General features: G+C 66.8%; 14 protein-coding genes. 3 read left to right on the top strand and 11 right to left on the bottom strand.

The window, feature by feature from the left end; all coding sequences use genetic code 11:
• Window positions 1–75: 75 nt before the first annotated feature.
• From rfbA to J2X36_RS14070, 5 genes are all read right to left on the bottom strand, one after another.
• The gene (gene rfbA, locus J2X36_RS14090; protein ID WP_310350671.1) at window positions 76–945 is read right to left on the bottom strand and encodes a glucose-1-phosphate thymidylyltransferase RfbA; all 870 of its coding nucleotides are present in this window, start codon (window positions 943–945) and stop codon (window positions 76–78) included.
• A 13-nt stretch (window positions 946–958) separates the two neighbouring features.
• Window positions 959–1,861, bottom strand: a complete 903-nt coding sequence (rfbD, locus tag J2X36_RS14085; protein WP_310350667.1) for a dTDP-4-dehydrorhamnose reductase — start codon at window positions 1,859–1,861, stop codon at window positions 959–961.
• Window positions 1,862–1,868: 7 nt separating this feature from the next.
• Window positions 1,869–2,930 carry a dTDP-glucose 4,6-dehydratase gene (gene rfbB, locus J2X36_RS14080; RefSeq protein ID WP_310350664.1) on the bottom strand — a complete coding sequence of 354 codons (1,062 nt, stop codon included), beginning with the start codon at window positions 2,928–2,930 and terminating at the stop codon, window positions 1,869–1,871.
• Between the two features lie 111 nt (window positions 2,931–3,041).
• The gene (rfbC, locus tag J2X36_RS14075; RefSeq protein WP_310350662.1) at window positions 3,042–3,596 is read right to left on the bottom strand and encodes a dTDP-4-dehydrorhamnose 3,5-epimerase; all 555 of its coding nucleotides are present in this window, start codon (window positions 3,594–3,596) and stop codon (window positions 3,042–3,044) included.
• 151 nt (window positions 3,597–3,747) lie between these two features.
• Window positions 3,748–4,728: an SDR family oxidoreductase gene (locus J2X36_RS14070; protein ID WP_310350659.1), complete on the bottom strand. Its 981-nt coding sequence runs from the start codon at window positions 4,726–4,728 to the stop codon at window positions 3,748–3,750.
• A gap of 161 nt (window positions 4,729–4,889) precedes the next feature.
• Here J2X36_RS14070 and J2X36_RS14065 point away from each other — a divergent pair, with 161 nt between their 5' ends.
• Window positions 4,890–5,186 (top strand): hypothetical protein, encoded by a 297-nt coding sequence (locus tag J2X36_RS14065; RefSeq protein WP_310350657.1) that lies wholly within the window; start codon window positions 4,890–4,892, stop codon window positions 5,184–5,186.
• Window positions 5,187–5,275: 89 nt separating this feature from the next.
• Complete coding sequence (locus tag J2X36_RS14060; protein ID WP_310350655.1) at window positions 5,276–5,983, top strand: hypothetical protein; 708 nt, start codon at window positions 5,276–5,278, stop codon at window positions 5,981–5,983.
• Between the two features lie 85 nt (window positions 5,984–6,068).
• On the opposite strand, the gene J2X36_RS14055 is transcribed toward J2X36_RS14060, so the two are convergent.
• The 5 genes from J2X36_RS14055 to gmd form a co-directional block, all read right to left on the bottom strand.
• Window positions 6,069–7,391, bottom strand: a complete 1,323-nt coding sequence (locus tag J2X36_RS14055; protein ID WP_310350652.1) for a DUF4214 domain-containing protein — start codon at window positions 7,389–7,391, stop codon at window positions 6,069–6,071.
• 220 nt (window positions 7,392–7,611) lie between these two features.
• Entirely contained in the window at window positions 7,612–9,405 is a 1,794-nt protein-coding gene (locus J2X36_RS14050; protein WP_310350649.1) for a glycosyltransferase, read from the bottom strand.
• An 89-nt stretch (window positions 9,406–9,494) separates the two neighbouring features.
• Window positions 9,495–10,691, bottom strand: coding sequence for a glycosyltransferase family 1 protein (locus J2X36_RS14045; protein WP_310350646.1), 1,197 nt, complete (start codon window positions 10,689–10,691; stop codon window positions 9,495–9,497).
• Window positions 10,692–10,834: 143 nt separating this feature from the next.
• Entirely contained in the window at window positions 10,835–11,809 is a 975-nt protein-coding gene (locus J2X36_RS14040; RefSeq protein ID WP_310350644.1) for a GDP-mannose 4,6-dehydratase, read from the bottom strand.
• A 50-nt stretch (window positions 11,810–11,859) separates the two neighbouring features.
• On the bottom strand, window positions 11,860–12,837 hold the full coding sequence (gene gmd, locus J2X36_RS14035) for a GDP-mannose 4,6-dehydratase (protein ID WP_310350641.1): 978 nt from the start codon (window positions 12,835–12,837) through the stop codon (window positions 11,860–11,862).
• 639 nt (window positions 12,838–13,476) lie between these two features.
• Here gmd and J2X36_RS14030 point away from each other — a divergent pair.
• Complete coding sequence (locus J2X36_RS14030) at window positions 13,477–14,208, top strand: hypothetical protein (protein WP_310350638.1); 732 nt, start codon at window positions 13,477–13,479, stop codon at window positions 14,206–14,208.
• Between the two features lie 260 nt (window positions 14,209–14,468).
• On the opposite strand, the gene guaA is transcribed toward J2X36_RS14030, so the two are convergent.
• Entirely contained in the window at window positions 14,469–16,028 is a 1,560-nt protein-coding gene (gene guaA / locus J2X36_RS14025; RefSeq protein WP_310350635.1) for a glutamine-hydrolyzing GMP synthase, read from the bottom strand.
• Window positions 16,029–16,206: the final 178 nt, after the last annotated feature.

The following is a 16,206-nucleotide window of genomic DNA, read 5'->3' as shown; positions in this document are numbered from 1 at the left end:
TTTGCCGAACGGTTTCGATCGTACCGAGCTGTGGCTCGGGAACGACACCGGCGCGGCGCTCCGGACCCGGCAGGCTCAGTGCTCTCGCGCCAATCGAAGCAGGTTTTGTCCGTAGTTGGTCTTCGAGAACAGCTCGCCGCGGGCCACCAGCTGCTCGCGACCGATGAAGCCCTGCAGATACGCGATCTCCTCCAGGCACGCCACCTGCAGGCCCTGCCGGTGCTGGATCGTCCGCACGAACTCCGACGCCTCCAGAAGGCTGTCATGCGTGCCCGTGTCCAGCCAGGCATAGCCCCGGCTCATCCGCTCCACGTGCAGCTGACCGCGCTCCAGATACGCCTCGTTCACGCTCGTGATCTCAAGCTCCCCCCGCGAAGACGGCCGAACCGCGGCCGCGATGTCGAGAACCTGATTGTCGTAGAAGTACAGACCCGTCACGGCCCAGGTCGAGTCCGGCTCCTGCGGCTTCTCCACGATCCGGGTCGGCCGCCCCGACGCGTCCAGGCTGACCACCCCGTAGGCCTGCGGGTTGTCGACATGGTAGGCGAACACCGTCGCCCCCTCGCGCCGCGCTGCCGCGCTCGCCAACAACTCGCTCATGCCCGCCCCGAAGAACAGGTTGTCGCCCAGGATCAGGGCCACGTCGTCCCCGCCGACGAACTCTCGTCCGATCAGGAAGGCCTGGGCCAGCCCCTCCGGCCGCGGCTGCACCGCGTAGGAGAAGCTCACCCCGAACTGCTCGCCGGTGCCGAACAGCCGCCGATAATTGTCCACGTGCTCGGGCGAGGAGATGATCAGGATCTCGCGGATGCCCGCCAGCATCAGCACCGAGACCGGGTAGTAGATCATCGGCTTGTCGTAGACCGGCAGAAGCTGCTTGTTGATCGACAGCGTCGCCGGGTGCAGGCGCGTGCCCGAGCCGCCGGCCAGAACGATGCCCTTCATGATCTGACGCCCTTCATCGTGTCGTCTCCGCCGCGACCGGCCCCACGAGCCGGTCGAGGATCTCCTCGAGCGCCTGCTCCCACGGCCGCGGCCGGATGCCGTAGGCCGCCGTCAGGCGCGCGGTCGAGAGCTGCGAGTTCGCCGGGCGCTTGGCCGGCGTCGGGTAGGCCGAGCTCGCGATGCCCTCGACCGGCACCGCGCGCCCGCCCCGCCGGGCCGCCCCCGCCACGATCGCTTGGGCGAAGCCGCACCACGTCGTCGCGCCCGCGTTCACGCAATGCACGGTCCCGGTCGGCGCTTGCGCGTCCGCGATCAGCCGCAGGGTGATCGTGCGCAGGGCCGCGGCGAGATCCGCGGCCGAGGTCGGGCAGCCGTGCTGGTCGTCCACCACGCTCAGGCGCTCGCGCTCGCCGGCCAGCCGCAGCATCGTCTTGACGAAGTTGGCCCGGTGCGGGCTCACCACCCAGGCCGTGCGCACGATCGCGTGGCGCGGGTTGCCCGTGCGCACGGCGAGCTCGCCCGCCGCCTTCGAGGCGCCGTAGACGCTCTGGGGGTTGATCGCGTCCTCGGGCTCGTAGGCGCCCGGCTTGCTCCCGTCGAACACGTAGTCGGTCGAGACCTGCACCAGCGGGATGCCGGCCGCCTTCGTCGCCGCCGCGAGATAGGCCGGCGCCAGCGCGTTGAGCCGCCAAGCCGCCGCCGCCTCGCTCTCGGCCCGGTCCACCGCCGTGTAGGCGGCCGCGTTCACCACCGCCGCATAGGCACGCGCGCCGAACAGGCGGCCGAGCGCCGCCTCGTCCGTGATGTCGAGATCAAGCCGGCCCGGCACGTGCAGCCGCACGCCCGCCCCGCCCCAGTCGAGCGCCTGCAGCTCCGTGCCGACCTGGCCCGCGCCACCGAGGATCAGGATCTCCATGCCGCCCTCAGCTCGCCCGGTTGGGCGCCAGCCCCAGCCGCTCGCCCCGGTAGCGGCCCTCCCGGATCGGCCGCCACCACGCCTCGTTCTCGAGATACCAGCGGATCGTCTCCTCCAGCGCCGCCTCGAACCGCTTCGTCGGCGCCCAGCCGAGCTCGGCCTCCGCCTTGCCCGGGTCGATCGCGTAGCGCCGGTCGTGCCCCGGCCGATCCGCCACGAAGGTGATCAGCTGTTCGTGCGGGCCGGCCTCCGGCCGCAGCCGGTCGAAGGCCGCGCACAGCGCCCGCACCACCGCGAGGTTGTTGCGCACCGCCCGCCCCCCGAGCAGGTAGGTCTCGCCGACCCGGCCCCGCTCCAGCACCGCCACGAGGCCCCGGGCATGGTCCTCCACGTGGATCCAGTCGCGCTCGTTCAGCCCGTCGCCGTAGACCGGCAGCGGCTTGCCCTCGAGCGCATTCAGGATCATCAGCGGGATCAGCTTCTCGGGGAAGTGGCGCGGCCCGTAATTGTTCGAGCAGTTCGTCACCAGCACCGGCAGGCCGTAGGTCTCGTGCCAGGCCCGGGCCAGATGGTCGGAGGCCGCCTTCGAGGCCGAGTAGGGCGAGCGCGGGTCGTAGCGGCTGTCTTCCGTGAAGAAGCCGCCCGGCGGCAGCGAGCCGTAGACCTCGTCGGTCGAGACGTGCAGGAAGCGGAAGGCCGCGCGCTCGGCCCCGGCCAGCCCCTCGTAGTGGCGCCGGGCGGCGTCGAGCAGGACCTGGGTGCCGGTGACGTTGGTGCGGATGAAGGCGCCGGGCTCGGAGATCGAGCGGTCGACATGGCTCTCGGCGGCCAGATGCATCACGGCCTGGGGCGCGAAGGCGGAGAAGGCCGCCGCCACCGCCGCGGCCTCGCAGATGTCGGCCTCGACGAGGCGGTGGCGCGGGTCGCCGGCGAGGGGAGCAAGCGAGACGGGATTGGCGGCGTAGGTGAGCGCGTCGAGGGTGAGCACCTCGTGGCCGAGATCCTCGACGAGGTGGAGGACGAGGGCGGAGCCGATGAAGCCGCAGCCGCCGGTCACCAGGATGCGCATGGGGTCAGTCTCGCTCAGGATCGGGTCTGCTCGGGATCACGGGATCGCGTTTCGAAAGCCGAGGCGCGACCGGATGGCCGAGGATCGTGTCGCCGGTGGGGCAGCGGGCGGTCAGTCGAACAGGGGCGGCAGGTCGGCGAGCCGGGGCGCGGCGCGATCCTTGTCGGAGAGGATGGCGGTCTGCGGCGTGACGGGCCAGGCGATGGCCAGGTCGGGATCGTTCCAGAGGAGCGCCCGGTCGTGTTCCGGGCTGTAATAGGCGTCGACCTTGTAGGCGACCATGGCGTCGGGGGTGAGGGTGCAGAAGCCGTGGGCGAAGCCGTGCGGGATGAGGAGCTGCTCGCCGGTCTCGGCGTCGAGGCGGACCGCGACGTGGCGGCCGTAGGTGGGCGAGGCGCGGCGCAGGTCGACGGCGACGTCGAGGATGGCGCCGGCGAGCACGCGCACGAGCTTGGCCTGGGGGGCGGGCGGGATCTGGAAGTGCAGGCCGCGCACGGTGCCCTGCGGGGCGGAGAAGGACTGGTTGTCCTGGACGAAGGCGATGTCGAGGCCGTGCTGGCTGAGGCGGTCGGCGCGGTAGGTCTCCGAGAACCAGCCGCGGGCGTCCCCGAAGCGCTGGGGCAGCAGCCGCTTGACGGCTGGGATCTCGGTGTCGATCACACGCATCGGCAGACTCGTTCCGCGGCGCTCGCGCACCCTCTTCCTCGCCGCGGGGCCTGCCCCCCGGTCGGCCCCGTGTCAAGCCAAGTACGATCCGCACCGATCCGCTCCGGATCGACGCGTCGCGAACGGGCGTGGGGGTGGCACAGCGGCCCGGTCAGGCCCCGCCCGCGATCGTCTTCCGCTGCTCGGTCAGAAAGGCGTCGAAATAGTCGATCGTCTTCGCGAGTCCGTCCCTCAACGCAATCTTCGGCGCCCAGCCGAGAATCTCGCGCGCCTTCGTGATGTCGGGGCGGCGCTGCTTCGGGTCGTCGGGCGGAAGATCCTTGAAGACCAACGGGGACTTCGAGCCCGTCATCTCGATGACGAGCTTGGCGAGTTCGAGGATCGTGAACTCTCCGGGGTTGCCGATGTTGATCGGTCCGACGATATCCGGCCCGGTATCCATCATCCTGATCATCGCGTCGATCAGATCATCGGCGTAGCAGAACGACCGGGTCTGCGATCCATCGCCGTAGATCGAGATCGGATCGCCGTGCAGCGCCTGCACGATCAGGTTCGACACCACGCGCCCGTCATTCGGATGCATTCGCGGGCCATAGGTATTGAAGATGCGCACCACCTTCACCGGCATGTCGTGCTGCCGCCGATAATCGAAGAACAGCGTTTCCGCGCAACGCTTGCCTTCGTCATAGCACGAACGGAAACCGATCGGATTGACGCGCCCCCAATACTCCTCCGGCTGGGGATGGATTTCGGGATCCCCGTAGACCTCGCTGGTCGATGCCTGGAGCACCTTGGCCTTGAGACGTTTGGCGAGGCCGAGCATGTTGATCGCGCCGATGACACTCGTCTTGGTCGTCTGAACGGGGTCGAATTGATAGTGGACGGGCGAAGCCGGGCAGGCCAAATTGTAGATTTCATCGACCTCCACATAGAGTGGGAAGGTCACGTCGTGGCGAAGGAACTCGAAGCGGCTATCCCCGAGAAGATGTGCAATGTTGCGCCTCGATCCCGTGAAAAGATTATCGACGCAGAGGACTTCGTGACCCTGTGCGAGGAGCCGTTCGCAAAGGTGAGAACCGAGGAAGCCGGCACCGCCGGTGACCAGAACCTTCTTCATCTCACCGTAGCGCATCTCGACCCCTGCCCAATCTCGCCACGCCGCAAACCGACCGGATGGACGTCGACCCTATAGGCCGGGCAGGTCTGCGGGACCTTCGTCCGGTTCCGGACATTGGCCGAACTGCCGGCTCGAACCGGCGCACGCTGCGCAGATCCATAACGGCGGAGCGGGTCATGATGACGGGCGATCGCACAAAGTCCAGCACGCGCCCATTGCCGCTCCGTCCCGCCCTTCCGGGAGAGGTGCCTCTGCCGCTCGCGGCCCTGGCGAACGCCTCTCTCGCCCGCCGGAAACTGAACCTGTCCCCGCCGAGTACGGGCGTGACGACGCGCGGCTGCCGCGAAGATGTGTGGTCGTGCCGGGTATCCGGCCGGTACGTCGGTCTGGCGGGTCGAGACGACCGGGTGATCGTGCGCCTGATCAATACCCGCACCCGAATCGTCGCCAATCAGCCTGCTTTTGCAACCTGAGACCGGCCAGTCACGCCTCCCGCGAGAAATGGCGCTCATTTGCGACTTCTGGTAGACGCACTCGCCATCCTAAGCGGCGGAGTGGAATCATGAGCGAGGTCGCGGCGACAGTGAGCGCGAGGGCCGTGCCGCCAGATCCGATCCCGGACCGCCTCAACGTCGGATGCGGGCACGACATCCGCGAGGGATGGCTGAACGTCGACAGCGGCGATTGGCACAATCCCGACATGATCGCGGACATCACCGATCTGCCGATGCTTCCCAACCGGCATTTCGTCGAGATCGTCGCGCAGGACGTTCTGGAGCACATACCGAGGACCCGGCAGGTCTCCACATTGATCGAATGGGGGCGCCTTCTCTCGCCGAGCGGCGTGTTGAGCGTTCGCGTCCCCAGCTTTCACGATCTGGCGAAACTTGCCAAACACCCCGACTGGCAGAACGAGGAGCGCCAGCAATACCTCGTGCAGATGGCCTATGGAACGCAGGCCTATCCCGGAGACTACCATCTCTGCGGGTACACGCCTTGGACGGTGACGACCAATGCCAGGGAAGCCGGGCTGATCGTAAGCCGCGCGTGGATTCGGGATCTCTGGCTTTTCGAACTCGAATTTCGCCTCTCGAGCGAAATCTACAGCCTCACCGACGAGGAATGGCTGCATCATATCTATTTCTCGAAGGGGCACCGCTGCATCGATGCGGGCGGCCTCGCGTATTGGAGCGGTCAACTCGCTGAAGGACGGAAAAGACGCGATCTCGAACCGGTGATCGTGGCGGCCTTGCTCACCGAACCGCCGTGAGCACCGACCCGCAGCGGAGGATGGAACCACCGCGCATCGGAATCTGTGAGAGGCCGCCTCGCGGCGTATTCCGGTTTCATCACCCTCAGGACAGGAACCAGCCCTGCTCGATCTGGGCGACGTGCGCGCTGTGTGCTTCGGCGCTGTCCGTCAACTGAACGGCGAGATCGGCCCGGGAGACGCCGCTGTCGAGGCGGGCGGTCCAGAACTGCAAACCCTCCGCCTCCGCCGGCCGACCGAGGGCGCTCATGTAGAGCGCCTCGACATAGGCCGAGTTCGAGAGGGACCCGTACTTGGCTTGGCTCTCGGCGCTCGCGAGGAAGCCTTGCGCGAGCACGCTGAGATTCCCGCCCTGATCGAGTTGCTGGGTCCAGAACTCCAGGCCTCCAGCGTCCGGAGCCCGGTTGAGCATCGTGTAGTAGAGGCGGGCCACGTCCGCCGCCTGCCTGTCGGGGACGAACAGCCCCGCGTCGAAGACGCTCTGCAGGCTGCTCAGATGCTCGTCCGAAAACACGAACCCACTGGCGACATCGACGCGCGCGGCGCCCTGGTTCAACTGTCCGGTCCAGAAGGCGAGGCCGCCGCTATCCGCAGACCGATGCAACGTGCTCTGGTACAGTTGCTCCACGAAGGCCGCATTGTCGAGCGCACCGGCGCGTGCCTGGCCTTCGGCCGAGAAGAGCAGTTGCTGACCGAGGTCGCGCACCGAAGCGCCGTGCTCCAGTTGGTCGGCCCAGAACTCCAGCCCGAGATCATCGGGTGCGCGTCCGAGAAGGCCGGCGTAGAGCGAGTAGACCTGCCCGCCGATGCTGTGAACGTCGTGCGTGGAATTCCCGTACAAGGTGTAGATGAAATTTGGCGCGACACTATATTTGTAGAGGTTGTAATCGTTCGGCAGAAACGTCGCGTTGTTGACATCGACCTTCAGGTCGAATCCGCTCGTGATGCCGTTCAACAAGCCGATCGGGACGGCAAATTCGACGATGGTCTTGTCCGCGTTGAACACATGGGCCAGCGGCGTCACCGACAGATTCGTCCCGACCTCCGTCCCGCTGAAAAGGTAGGGCAGTCCGTCCGTCGCGAAATCGACGTAGAATTCCGCGCCCGTGCCAGCCCCGGTAAAAGGCTGCGCACCCGTGCTCTCGTTGCGATCGGTGTTCAGCCAGAACGTCGTGAAGGCGGCGATGGCCACCGGTGATTGAAGGGCGAAGAGGTACTGGTCGCCCTCTCGCGTTGCGTAGAGCGCGTAATTCGCAGCACCTGTCCGGGCGGTATCGAGCCGCTCCGCGATCGTCCAGTCCGCAAGATTGCCATCGACGACATGTGCCATGGAGCAGCCTCCCTGATCCGCAACGGGCCGCGATCGACAGGCCTCGGCAGATCGAGGCGCGAAGAGCAGGACCGCCAACGGCAATTCCAGTCGAGGCTCTTATCGGCTTGCACGTCGACAAACCGAAGCGAGATTCCGGTGCTCTTCAGGGCCGATATGGGATTAGTCGCTTCGAGGTACGTCGAAGCATCGGCTATATCTTGCCTAGCCTCGTGCGACCGAGGCACAAGACTGGAAAAGCGGGGAATTTCGTTTGCCTTACCGAGGGTTCCGGCGGGATCGCGGCGCCCGAGGCCCGTCAGCCCTTCGGCCGCATCCGCTTCCCGATGGCCCGAACGAAGGCGGCGGAACCGTGCTGGATCCGCCTCGCCGCATTCAGGTGAGGCATTCGGATGACGCCCTTGCCTCGTGGCGGAGGCGTGCCATCGCTCGTCCCCACCGCTCGATCGATCGTCATCGAGACCAGGCAGAGGCCGAGCTTTCGATCGTCGGCGCTCCTGCCGAGGTCCCGCGGCGAGACGAGGCGGTTCACCTGGAAATAGATCTCCAGAACGCCGCTCGGGTCGATGTCGTCCTCGGTCACCTCGAAAGCGACCGGGATCGCACGCGCCTTGTAACGGTAGGTCAGGTTGGCCTTGTGCCCGGAGGGACAGAAGACGTCGATGGCCTGCGGTCTGCCCTTCGAGGCCATGCCGGTCACGAGGCACCGCACGCGCATCGGCATCGGCTGGCCCGGCTCGGTCTCGATCCTCAGGATCGCCACCGTCTCCTTGCTCCAGACGCCGTTCGGCTCGGCCCCGTACCAGCCGGAGAAGAGATGGGGGGTGAGCGAATGTCGCGAATCCGGCCCTGTCTCCGAACCCGGCTTGCTGGCACGCGGAACGGCCGGGCGCCTGCCCGCGAGGAGAAGCGAGAGGAAGGGGCCGACCCGCCTCAGGGTCGAGGACCACAGAAGCCCGTCCAGAAGCTCCATCTGCTCGAGCGTGTAGGTGAGCGGCGCGGCGCGCTCCGAGAGGCAGGCCCGGACCGCCTGCTTAAAGGCGTCCGGCTCGTCGTGGATCGTCAGCCCTGGAAAGCCGATGAAGTCCTCGTAGCCGCGCATCGCGGTCGTCGTGGCGACGATGCGCTTGCGATTGTAGAGGGCCTCCGCCGTCTTCAGGTTCGTGCCGCCTCCGAGCGTGATCGGCAGGACGACGCCGCCCGCCAGGTCGAACAACGTGCTGAGGCCCGCCTCGTCCTGGACGCCCGCGACGATCAGCCGGGCTGCGTTCAACCCGTACCAATCGGCATAGCCGGGCGTGCGATCGAGCAGGCCCGCGACACTGCCGACCACGATGATGCGCTCGTCGGGCGCGAGATAGCTCATCCGGGGACCGAGCATCTCGGCGAAGCCGACCGCGTTCGGCGGATGCCCTGATCCGACGAACACCATCGTGGAGAAAAGCGACAGGGTGCGGCGCCAATGATCCTCCGCGGGAGGCGGGACGAGGGGCCAGACGCCATTCGGCGCGACGAGGATGGGCTTGCCGACAGGCGCGAAATGATCGTGATCATGCTTGCTCACGACGATGATGGCATCGGCACGCGAGGCGAGATCGTCCTCGATCTCTCTCGCGCGTGAGGCGAGCCGAGCGCGGCCCTCGGCCGAATGGCCCGCGGTCACGCTCTCGATCAGATGGCCTTCCACGTTGTGCGAGGAGTAGAGGATCCGCACGTCGATGCCGGGCCGCTGACGCAGATACTCGCGCAACGCGGGCCAGAGCCAGGCCTGCTCGCAGGCGATGATGTTGGGGTGGAACTCGTCCACGACCCGGCAGAACCTCTGCCACGCCTCCGGATCCTGCAGGAGGACGTCGGAAGCATCGACATCGACCCGCCCCTCCCGCCGTGTCAGCTCACGTTGGAAACCTGCGCTCACCGGGAACAGGAATTCGCTGTCGGGCTCTTCAGGCTGGGCAGCCGCCTCGTAGACAGCAATGTGTTCCGTGATCCATCCCCGCTCGCGCAGCACGCGGTGCAGCGCGTTGACCCGGATCTGGCCGCCGTGCCGGGGAACGGAGATCGGATAGGTGGCGAGCGAGAGATACCGCATCGAAGGATCCCATTCAGCGGCGTGCCGCCTCATCTCAGCTGCGGTCGCCGGACGTGGCTCGCCACCGGCGAGCGCCTCGGATTTGCCCGTCAGAAGCCGCGTTCGGCCAGGACGGCGTCGAGCTTCCGACGAAACAGCGGGATGACCTGCTCCCATTTGCGCGGCTCGTAGGTCGAGGCGATCCGCGCCCGCCTCGCCTGCACGAGGTCGTCGTCGATCGTGTAGCGATGGATTGCGTCCCGCCAAGCGGCATAGTCGAGCGGGTCCAGGAGCTCGGCCATGTCGCCGGCGACTTCGGGCATCGAAGCGCTGCTGGAGGCGAGGCAGGGCGTGCCCGCCGCCAAGCTCTCGGCGATCGGCAATCCCCAGCCCTCGTAGAGCGAGGGATAAACGGTGAAGCGCGCGTTCGCGTAGAGCCAGCTCAGATCCTCGTCGGAGACGTCCTCCAGGATCCGGATCCGGTCGGGAAAGAGGCGGTGACAGCCCTCGATGCAGCTCAGGAGGTTCTCGACGTTCCAGCCGGGCCGCCCGACGAAGACGAGCGGCAGCACCTCGCCCGGTGCGCGTTCATGCAGCTCTCGCCAGATGTTGAAGAGCATCTGGTGGTTCTTCCGCGGCTCGATCGTGCTCACGTAGAGGACGAAGCGGCCCGATGCGAGCGAGCGCCAACTCTCGGCGGGGCGCGGGGAACTCGGATGCACGTCGGCACCGAGTTCCATGCGTGCGAGAGCGGGCTGCCGGGTTTCCAGGCGCGCGAGGTAGGATTCGACGTCGCGCAGGGTTGAATCCGAGATGCAGAACAGGATGTCGGCCGTCCACGCGGCATCGAGAATGAATTTCGGGAACTTCTTGTCCATGCCGGGCACACAATATTCCGGCATCATGATCGGGATGATGTCGTAGATGACCTGCGCGACGAAGATGTTTTTTCGTTTCTTCGCCGTGTAGAGCAAGCTGAGATAATCGAAGTCCCACAGCAATCCCGCGCTGACGACGACATCCCCACTCTGCAAATTGACCTTCGATCCATACTGGACGCGAGGCCCGCCCTGCGGATCCATCCGCTTGGGGACCTGTTTCGGGTCCTGGTAGAGGATCTCGCAGGCCTTCTCGCGACCGATGCTGCGGAATTCCGCGTTCAGATGGTCGTAATAGAAGAACTCCGTCCGCTTCTCGCTCGCGAGATATTCCTTGGCAATCTCCCGCTCGGTTCGAACGATCCCGACGGCGTGCTTACCGATGTAGTGCCGGCTCGTCGTGATATCGATCAGGAAACGCTTCGGCATAGACGCTACCAACCTTGGATCATGTATCGAAGTCCGGCAGGGCCGGGAGAACGCGGGCTCTCAGCGCGATCGATCATCGCGACGGGCAGGGCCGGCGCTTAGCATGCGGGGCGATCGGAGGATGAGCCGGGACGTCGCCCCCATCATGCGAGCTCTCCGCCTGCGATCCGGCGGCGCCAATCGTCGAGCACGTCGTCGAGGGTCTGCGACCACGGAATCGCCGGGCTCCATGCCAGGAGTTCCGCCGCTCTCTCCGCGTGCCCGTAGGCGACCGGGGTATCGCTCGGGCGCAGGCGCTGTGGATCGCGCTCGACCGCGATGGGACGTTGCGCGCGGGCCAGCAGGTCCGTCAGGACGTCTCCGATCCGTCGCGGCACGCCCGAGGCGAGATTGAAGATGATGCCGGACGGCAGATCGTGCCGCAGAACGGCGCGCCGATAGGCGTCCACCACGTCCCGCACGTCGAGGAAGTCGCGGCAGGCGTCGAGATTGCCCACGCGGATCGTGGGCGGTTGCAGGCCCGCTTCGATTCGCGCGATCTGAGCCGCGAAGGCCGGCACGACGAAGCGTTCCGTCTGACCGGGACCGGTGTGGTTGAAGGGGCGGAACCTGACGGCGCGGAGCCCGTCCCGCACCATCTGACCGACGAGGAGATCCGCTGCCGCCTTCGAGGCGGCGTAGGGATTGGCTGGGTCGAGCAGGGCTGCCTCGTCGAGGCCGCTCGCGCGCAGCTTGAAGGTCCCCCCATACACTTCCGAGGTGCTCACGAAGACGAGGCGCGCATCGGGCACCTCGCCGAGCATCGCCTCGCCGAGTGCGCGGGTCCCGCCGCAATTGACCGCCCAGGCCTGGTCCCGGTCGAGAAAAGCGTCCTGAACCGCGGTGATCGCGGCGAGATGGACCACGCAGGTCGGTCGCACCTCGCGGATCGCCTGACGGATGCGGCCCGCATCTACGAGGTCGAACTCGACGGCCTGAAGGCCCTCGTCCAGCGAGCCGTCCGCCCTGCGTTGCGCGCCGAAGAGCCGATCCTGATCTCTGAGGCAGGGCCGGAGAGCGCGGACCAGCGCCCGCCCGACGAAGCCGTCCGCTCCGGTGATCAGGATGCGCTCGCTCACGCTTGCCTGCCTCTCGCGTAGGACGCGCATGCCGTCCGGCCCGGCCAGAGTCACCGGGGCGCGGAGAGCCGCTTCAGATCGGCGTCGACCATCTCACGAATCATGTCCTCGAGGCTCGTCTCCGGCTCCCAGCCCAGTCGGCTCTTCGCCTTGGCAGCATCGCCGAGCAACACGTCGACTTCGGCCGGACGAAACAGTGCGGGATCGATGACGAGGTGCTCCTCGGCGGCGAGGCCGCAATGCTCGAACGCGATCCGGCACATGTCGCGCACGGTCACGGTCCGCCCGGTCGCGACGACGTAATCGTCGGCAATCTGCTGCTGCAGCATCAGCCACATGGCCTTCACGTAGTCGCGAGCATGGCCCCAGTCGCGTTTCGCGTCGATGTTGCCGAGCCTCAGATCACCGGCGAGGCCGAGCTTGATCCGCGCGACGCCGTCCGTGACCTTCCGCGTGACGAACTCAATGCCGCGGAGCGGGCTCTCGTGGTTGAACAGGATGCCGCTGGAAGCGTGCAGGCCGAAGCTCTCACGATAATTCACGGTCATCCAGTGGGCGTAGAGCTTCGCCGCCGCGTAAGGGGATCGCGGGTAGAAGGGCGTGCTCTCGGATTGCAGGGGCTCCTGGACCAGACCGTACATCTCGGACGACGACGCCTGATAGAAATGCGCATCGGGCTTCTCGATCCGCACCGCCTCGAGCATGTTCGCGCAGCCGAGACCGGTGATGGCTCCCGTGAGCAGCGGCTGCTGCCAGGAGGTCTTCACGAAGGATTGTGCGGCAAGGTTGTACACTTCGTCCGGCTGGACGGTCCGGACGGTTCGCAAGAGGCTCGAGAGGTCGGCGAGGTCGCCGTCGACGAGCCGCACATCCTGAGCGATGCCGAGCCAGCGAAGCCGCACATCGTTGACGTCGGTCGTGCTCGACCGGCGCACGAGCCCATGGACGTCGTAGCCCTTACCGAGGAGCAGTTGCGCCAGATAGGCGCCGTCCTGCCCCGTGATGCCGGTGATGAGGGCTTTCTTCATGCGCGGTCCAGGGAAGTCCTGTCGGGAGGCACCCGTTCGAACGGGACGGGAGACATGCGGTACGATCCTCGGGAGGCCGCGTCAAAACGCGGCCCGGCGACGCGAACCTCGGCGGCAACACTATTCCGGGCGGGCCATTGTGTCCGACGCCGGAAACAACACGGCAATGGCCAGGATGCCAGGGTACGGATGCGCACTGTCAGGCCTTTGATCCTGCGGCCCGACCGGTTCGGAAGTCGGGATGCGCCGCGGGATGAGCGAGGCCAATCAACGACCGGTAGAACGCACCCTTCGCGGCATCCGCTTTCATCCCCGCATCGCTTTCGATGGCCTGCACGCCGCGCCGGATGCTAGCTTCCACCGGCAGTTGCAAGCGCCAAGCGTGGCGAACTCTTTTCTTCGCCCGAACCGAACCCTTCACGCCAGCCCGGAAACGTCATGCCCGTGACCGAAGACGAAGTTGATTGGGCCTATAAGCTGGCTTTCGGCCGGCCGGCAGAGTCTGACGACGCACGCGCCTTCTGGTCCAGCAACGCGACCGACCTCCGGCATCTTGTGGATAGACTGATCCAATCGAGCGAGGCCGTCGCGAACAGGCAGGGTGCGCACAGAGGTGCCGTCTACGATCTGTCACCGACGTTGCAGCCCCGCCTCCTGCCGATTCTGCGCCGCTTGCGACCGCACCGGCCGGTCGGCACAGACAAGATCCGAGTCGGCCGCGACCATGACGGCGGGTACGTGATGGTGGACGATCTCGATGGCGTCGCAGCCGCCTATTCCCTCGGCATCAGCGACGACGTCTCCTGGGATCTCGACCTCGCCAATCGGGGGATCGAGGTCTTCCAGTTCGATCACACCATCGAGAACACCCCCGTCGAGCACCCGCGTCTGCACTGGTCGAAGCTCGGAATCGAGGGCGTGTCGAGCGAGCAGGAGCAACTCGACACGCTGACCCACATCCTGGCCCGGAACGCCCATCGCGACCGCACCGACCTCGTGCTGAAATGCGACATCGAGGGGCACGAATGGGAGATGCTGAGCCATCTCTCCTCGAATCTGCTCGATTGCTTCCGGCAGATCGTGATCGAGATCCATCTTCTCGATCGCCTCGGAAGCGACGCTTTCCTCGACACGCTCCGTCGAGGCGTGCTTGCCCTGACCGCGAACCACCGCGTCGTCCACGTGCACGCGAACAATTGCGCGCCTTACTTCATCCTCGGCGGCATTCCACTTCCCTCAGTCCTCGAACTGACACTTCTGAGGCGCGACCGTCGCCGTCTCGAGCCCAGCGACGAGACTTTCCCGACAGCCCTCGACATGCCGAACGCGCCGCACCTCGCCGATTTCCAACTCGGCACTTTCCGGTTCTGAGGGCGGCGCCCCGGAGCGCGGCTCACGGGAATCCGGCGTTCGATGAGGCAGCGAGGTGCCGCAGGTCCGCTCCGCGAAGGCCGTGCGCGCCAGAGCGCGGTTTCGACTCTGCAGCGAAGGTGGGGGGCTTTGGGATCGGGGCCTGTGCCGCGGCCTTCCGATGCGGGTCAGGTCCGGCCGTGACGGCCGATGTGGCCGCGCGCAGCAGGATGGCGATGAAGCATGGCGGCGCCGCGATGCGCGGCCGCCGCCTCTTCAGGTCATTCCCACTCGATGGTGCCGGGCGGCTTCGAGGTGATGTCGTAGGTGACGCGATTGATGCCCTTCACCTCGTTGATGATGCGGGTGGCAACCCGCCCGAGGAAGGCCATGTCGAAGGGATAGAAATCCGCCGTCATGCCGTCGACGGAGGTGACGGCACGGAGCGCGCAGACATGGTCGTAGGTCCGGCCGTCACCCATCACTCCGACCGTCTTCACGGGTAGGATCACCGCGAAGGCCTGCCAGATCGTATCGTACAACCCGGCCTTCCGGATCTCTTCGAGGTAGATCGCATCCGCCTTCCGGAGCGCATCGAGCTTCTCGGCCGTGATCGTGCCGGGACAGCGGATCGCGAGGCCCGGGCCGGGGAAGGGGTGGCGGCCGACGAAAGCGTCCGGCAGGCCGAGCTCTCGACCGAGCACCCGCACCTCGTCCTTGAAGAGTTCGCGCAGCGGCTCGACGAGCTGCATGTTCATGCGCTCGGGCAAGCCGCCGACATTGTGATGCGACTTGATGGTGACGCTCGGCCCCCCCGTGAACGAGACGCTCTCGATGACGTCGGGATAGAGGGTGCCCTGCGCGAGGAAGGCCGCGCCGCCGATCTTCTTCGATTCCGCCTCGAACACGTCGATGAAGAGCCGGCCGATCGTCTTGCGCTTCACCTCCGGGTCGCTGACGCCCTCGAGCGCGCCGAGGAAGGTGTCTTGCGCCTCCACGTGGACGAGCGGGATGTTGTAATGGTCGCGGAACAGGCGCACGACCTCCTCGGCCTCACCCGCCCGCAGCAGGCCGTGATCGACGAAGACGCAGGTCAGCTGCTCGCCGATCGCTTCGTGAATGAGAACCGCCGCCACCGCCGAGTCGACGCCGCCGGAGAGCCCGCAGATCACGCGCTCCTTTCCGACCTGCGCGCGGATCTTCTCGATCGCCTCCTCGCGATAGGCACCCATGGTCCAGTCGCCGGAGCAGCCCGCGATGTCGCGCACGAAGTTGCGGATCAGGAGCGCCCCGTGCGGCGTATGGGCCACTTCGGGGTGGAACTGCACCGCGTAGAACTTACGCGCCTCGTCGGCCACCGCGGCGAAGGGTGCGTTCTTCGAGATCGCGACCGTGGTGAACCCGTCCGGCAGCTTCGTGACCCGGTCCCCGTGGCTCATCCAGACGGGATAGTGCTCGCCGATGTGCCAGACGCCGTTGAACAGGGCGCACTCGGCCAGGATCTCGATCTCGGCCCGGCCAAATTCGGCGTGGTGCCCGCCCTCGACCTCGCCGCCGAGCTGGGCCGCCATGGTCTGCTGGCCATAGCAGATGCCGAAGACGGGGACGCCGGAATTGAACACCACCTGCGGTGCCCGGGGCGAGGCCTCCGTGGTCACCGATTCCGGGCCGCCCGAGAGGATGACGCCCTTCGGCTTTGTCTCCGCGAAGGCTTCGGCTGCCTTCGTGAAGGGCACGATCTCGCAGTAGACGCCCTCCTCGCGCACGCGCCGCGCGATGAGCTGCGTCACCTGGCTGCCGAAATCGACGATGAGGATCTTGTCGTGGTCGGTGGTCGTCATGGCCTGCAGTTAGACGAGCGCCCGCGCCCGTGCAACGCGCCTGCCCGCAGGGCTGGGAGGCACCGGCTCGAAGGCTGGGGATCGGGAGCGCGAGGACGATCCGGGCGGACCGCAGCATTAAGGGGATGTTCACGCCCCGGCGGCGAAAGGGGCCGCCCAGTCCACACGCTCAGGAGCC

It is taken from the genome of Methylobacterium sp. BE186 (genome assembly GCF_031457035.1).
Taxonomy (GTDB): Bacteria; Pseudomonadota; Alphaproteobacteria; order Rhizobiales; family Beijerinckiaceae; genus Methylobacterium; species Methylobacterium segetis.
This window is presented reverse-complemented; position numbering and strand designations above follow the sequence as displayed.

Excerpts from the sequence above, each read along its gene's own strand:
- J2X36_RS14060 (WP_310350655.1), top strand. The coding sequence starts at position 5,276 with ATGAGCGAGGTCGCGGCGACAGTGAGCGCGAGGGCCGTGCCGCCAGAT.
- rfbB (WP_310350664.1), bottom strand. The coding sequence starts at position 2,930 with ATGCGCATCCTGGTGACCGGCGGCTGCGGCTTCATCGGCTCCGCCCTC.
- guaA (WP_310350635.1), bottom strand. The coding sequence starts at position 16,028 with ATGACGACCACCGACCACGACAAGATCCTCATCGTCGATTTCGGCAGC.
- J2X36_RS14045 (WP_310350646.1), bottom strand. The coding sequence starts at position 10,691 with ATGCCGAAGCGTTTCCTGATCGATATCACGACGAGCCGGCACTACATC.
- rfbC (WP_310350662.1), bottom strand. The coding sequence starts at position 3,596 with ATGCGTGTGATCGACACCGAGATCCCAGCCGTCAAGCGGCTGCTGCCC.
- rfbD (WP_310350667.1), bottom strand. The coding sequence starts at position 1,861 with ATGGAGATCCTGATCCTCGGTGGCGCGGGCCAGGTCGGCACGGAGCTG.
- J2X36_RS14065 (WP_310350657.1), top strand. The coding sequence starts at position 4,890 with ATGATGACGGGCGATCGCACAAAGTCCAGCACGCGCCCATTGCCGCTC.
- gmd (WP_310350641.1), bottom strand. The coding sequence starts at position 12,837 with ATGAAGAAAGCCCTCATCACCGGCATCACGGGGCAGGACGGCGCCTAT.
- rfbA (WP_310350671.1), bottom strand. The coding sequence starts at position 945 with ATGAAGGGCATCGTTCTGGCCGGCGGCTCGGGCACGCGCCTGCACCCG.
- J2X36_RS14050 (WP_310350649.1), bottom strand. The coding sequence starts at position 9,405 with ATGCGGTATCTCTCGCTCGCCACCTATCCGATCTCCGTTCCCCGGCAC.
- J2X36_RS14070 (WP_310350659.1), bottom strand. The coding sequence starts at position 4,728 with ATGCGCTACGGTGAGATGAAGAAGGTTCTGGTCACCGGCGGTGCCGGC.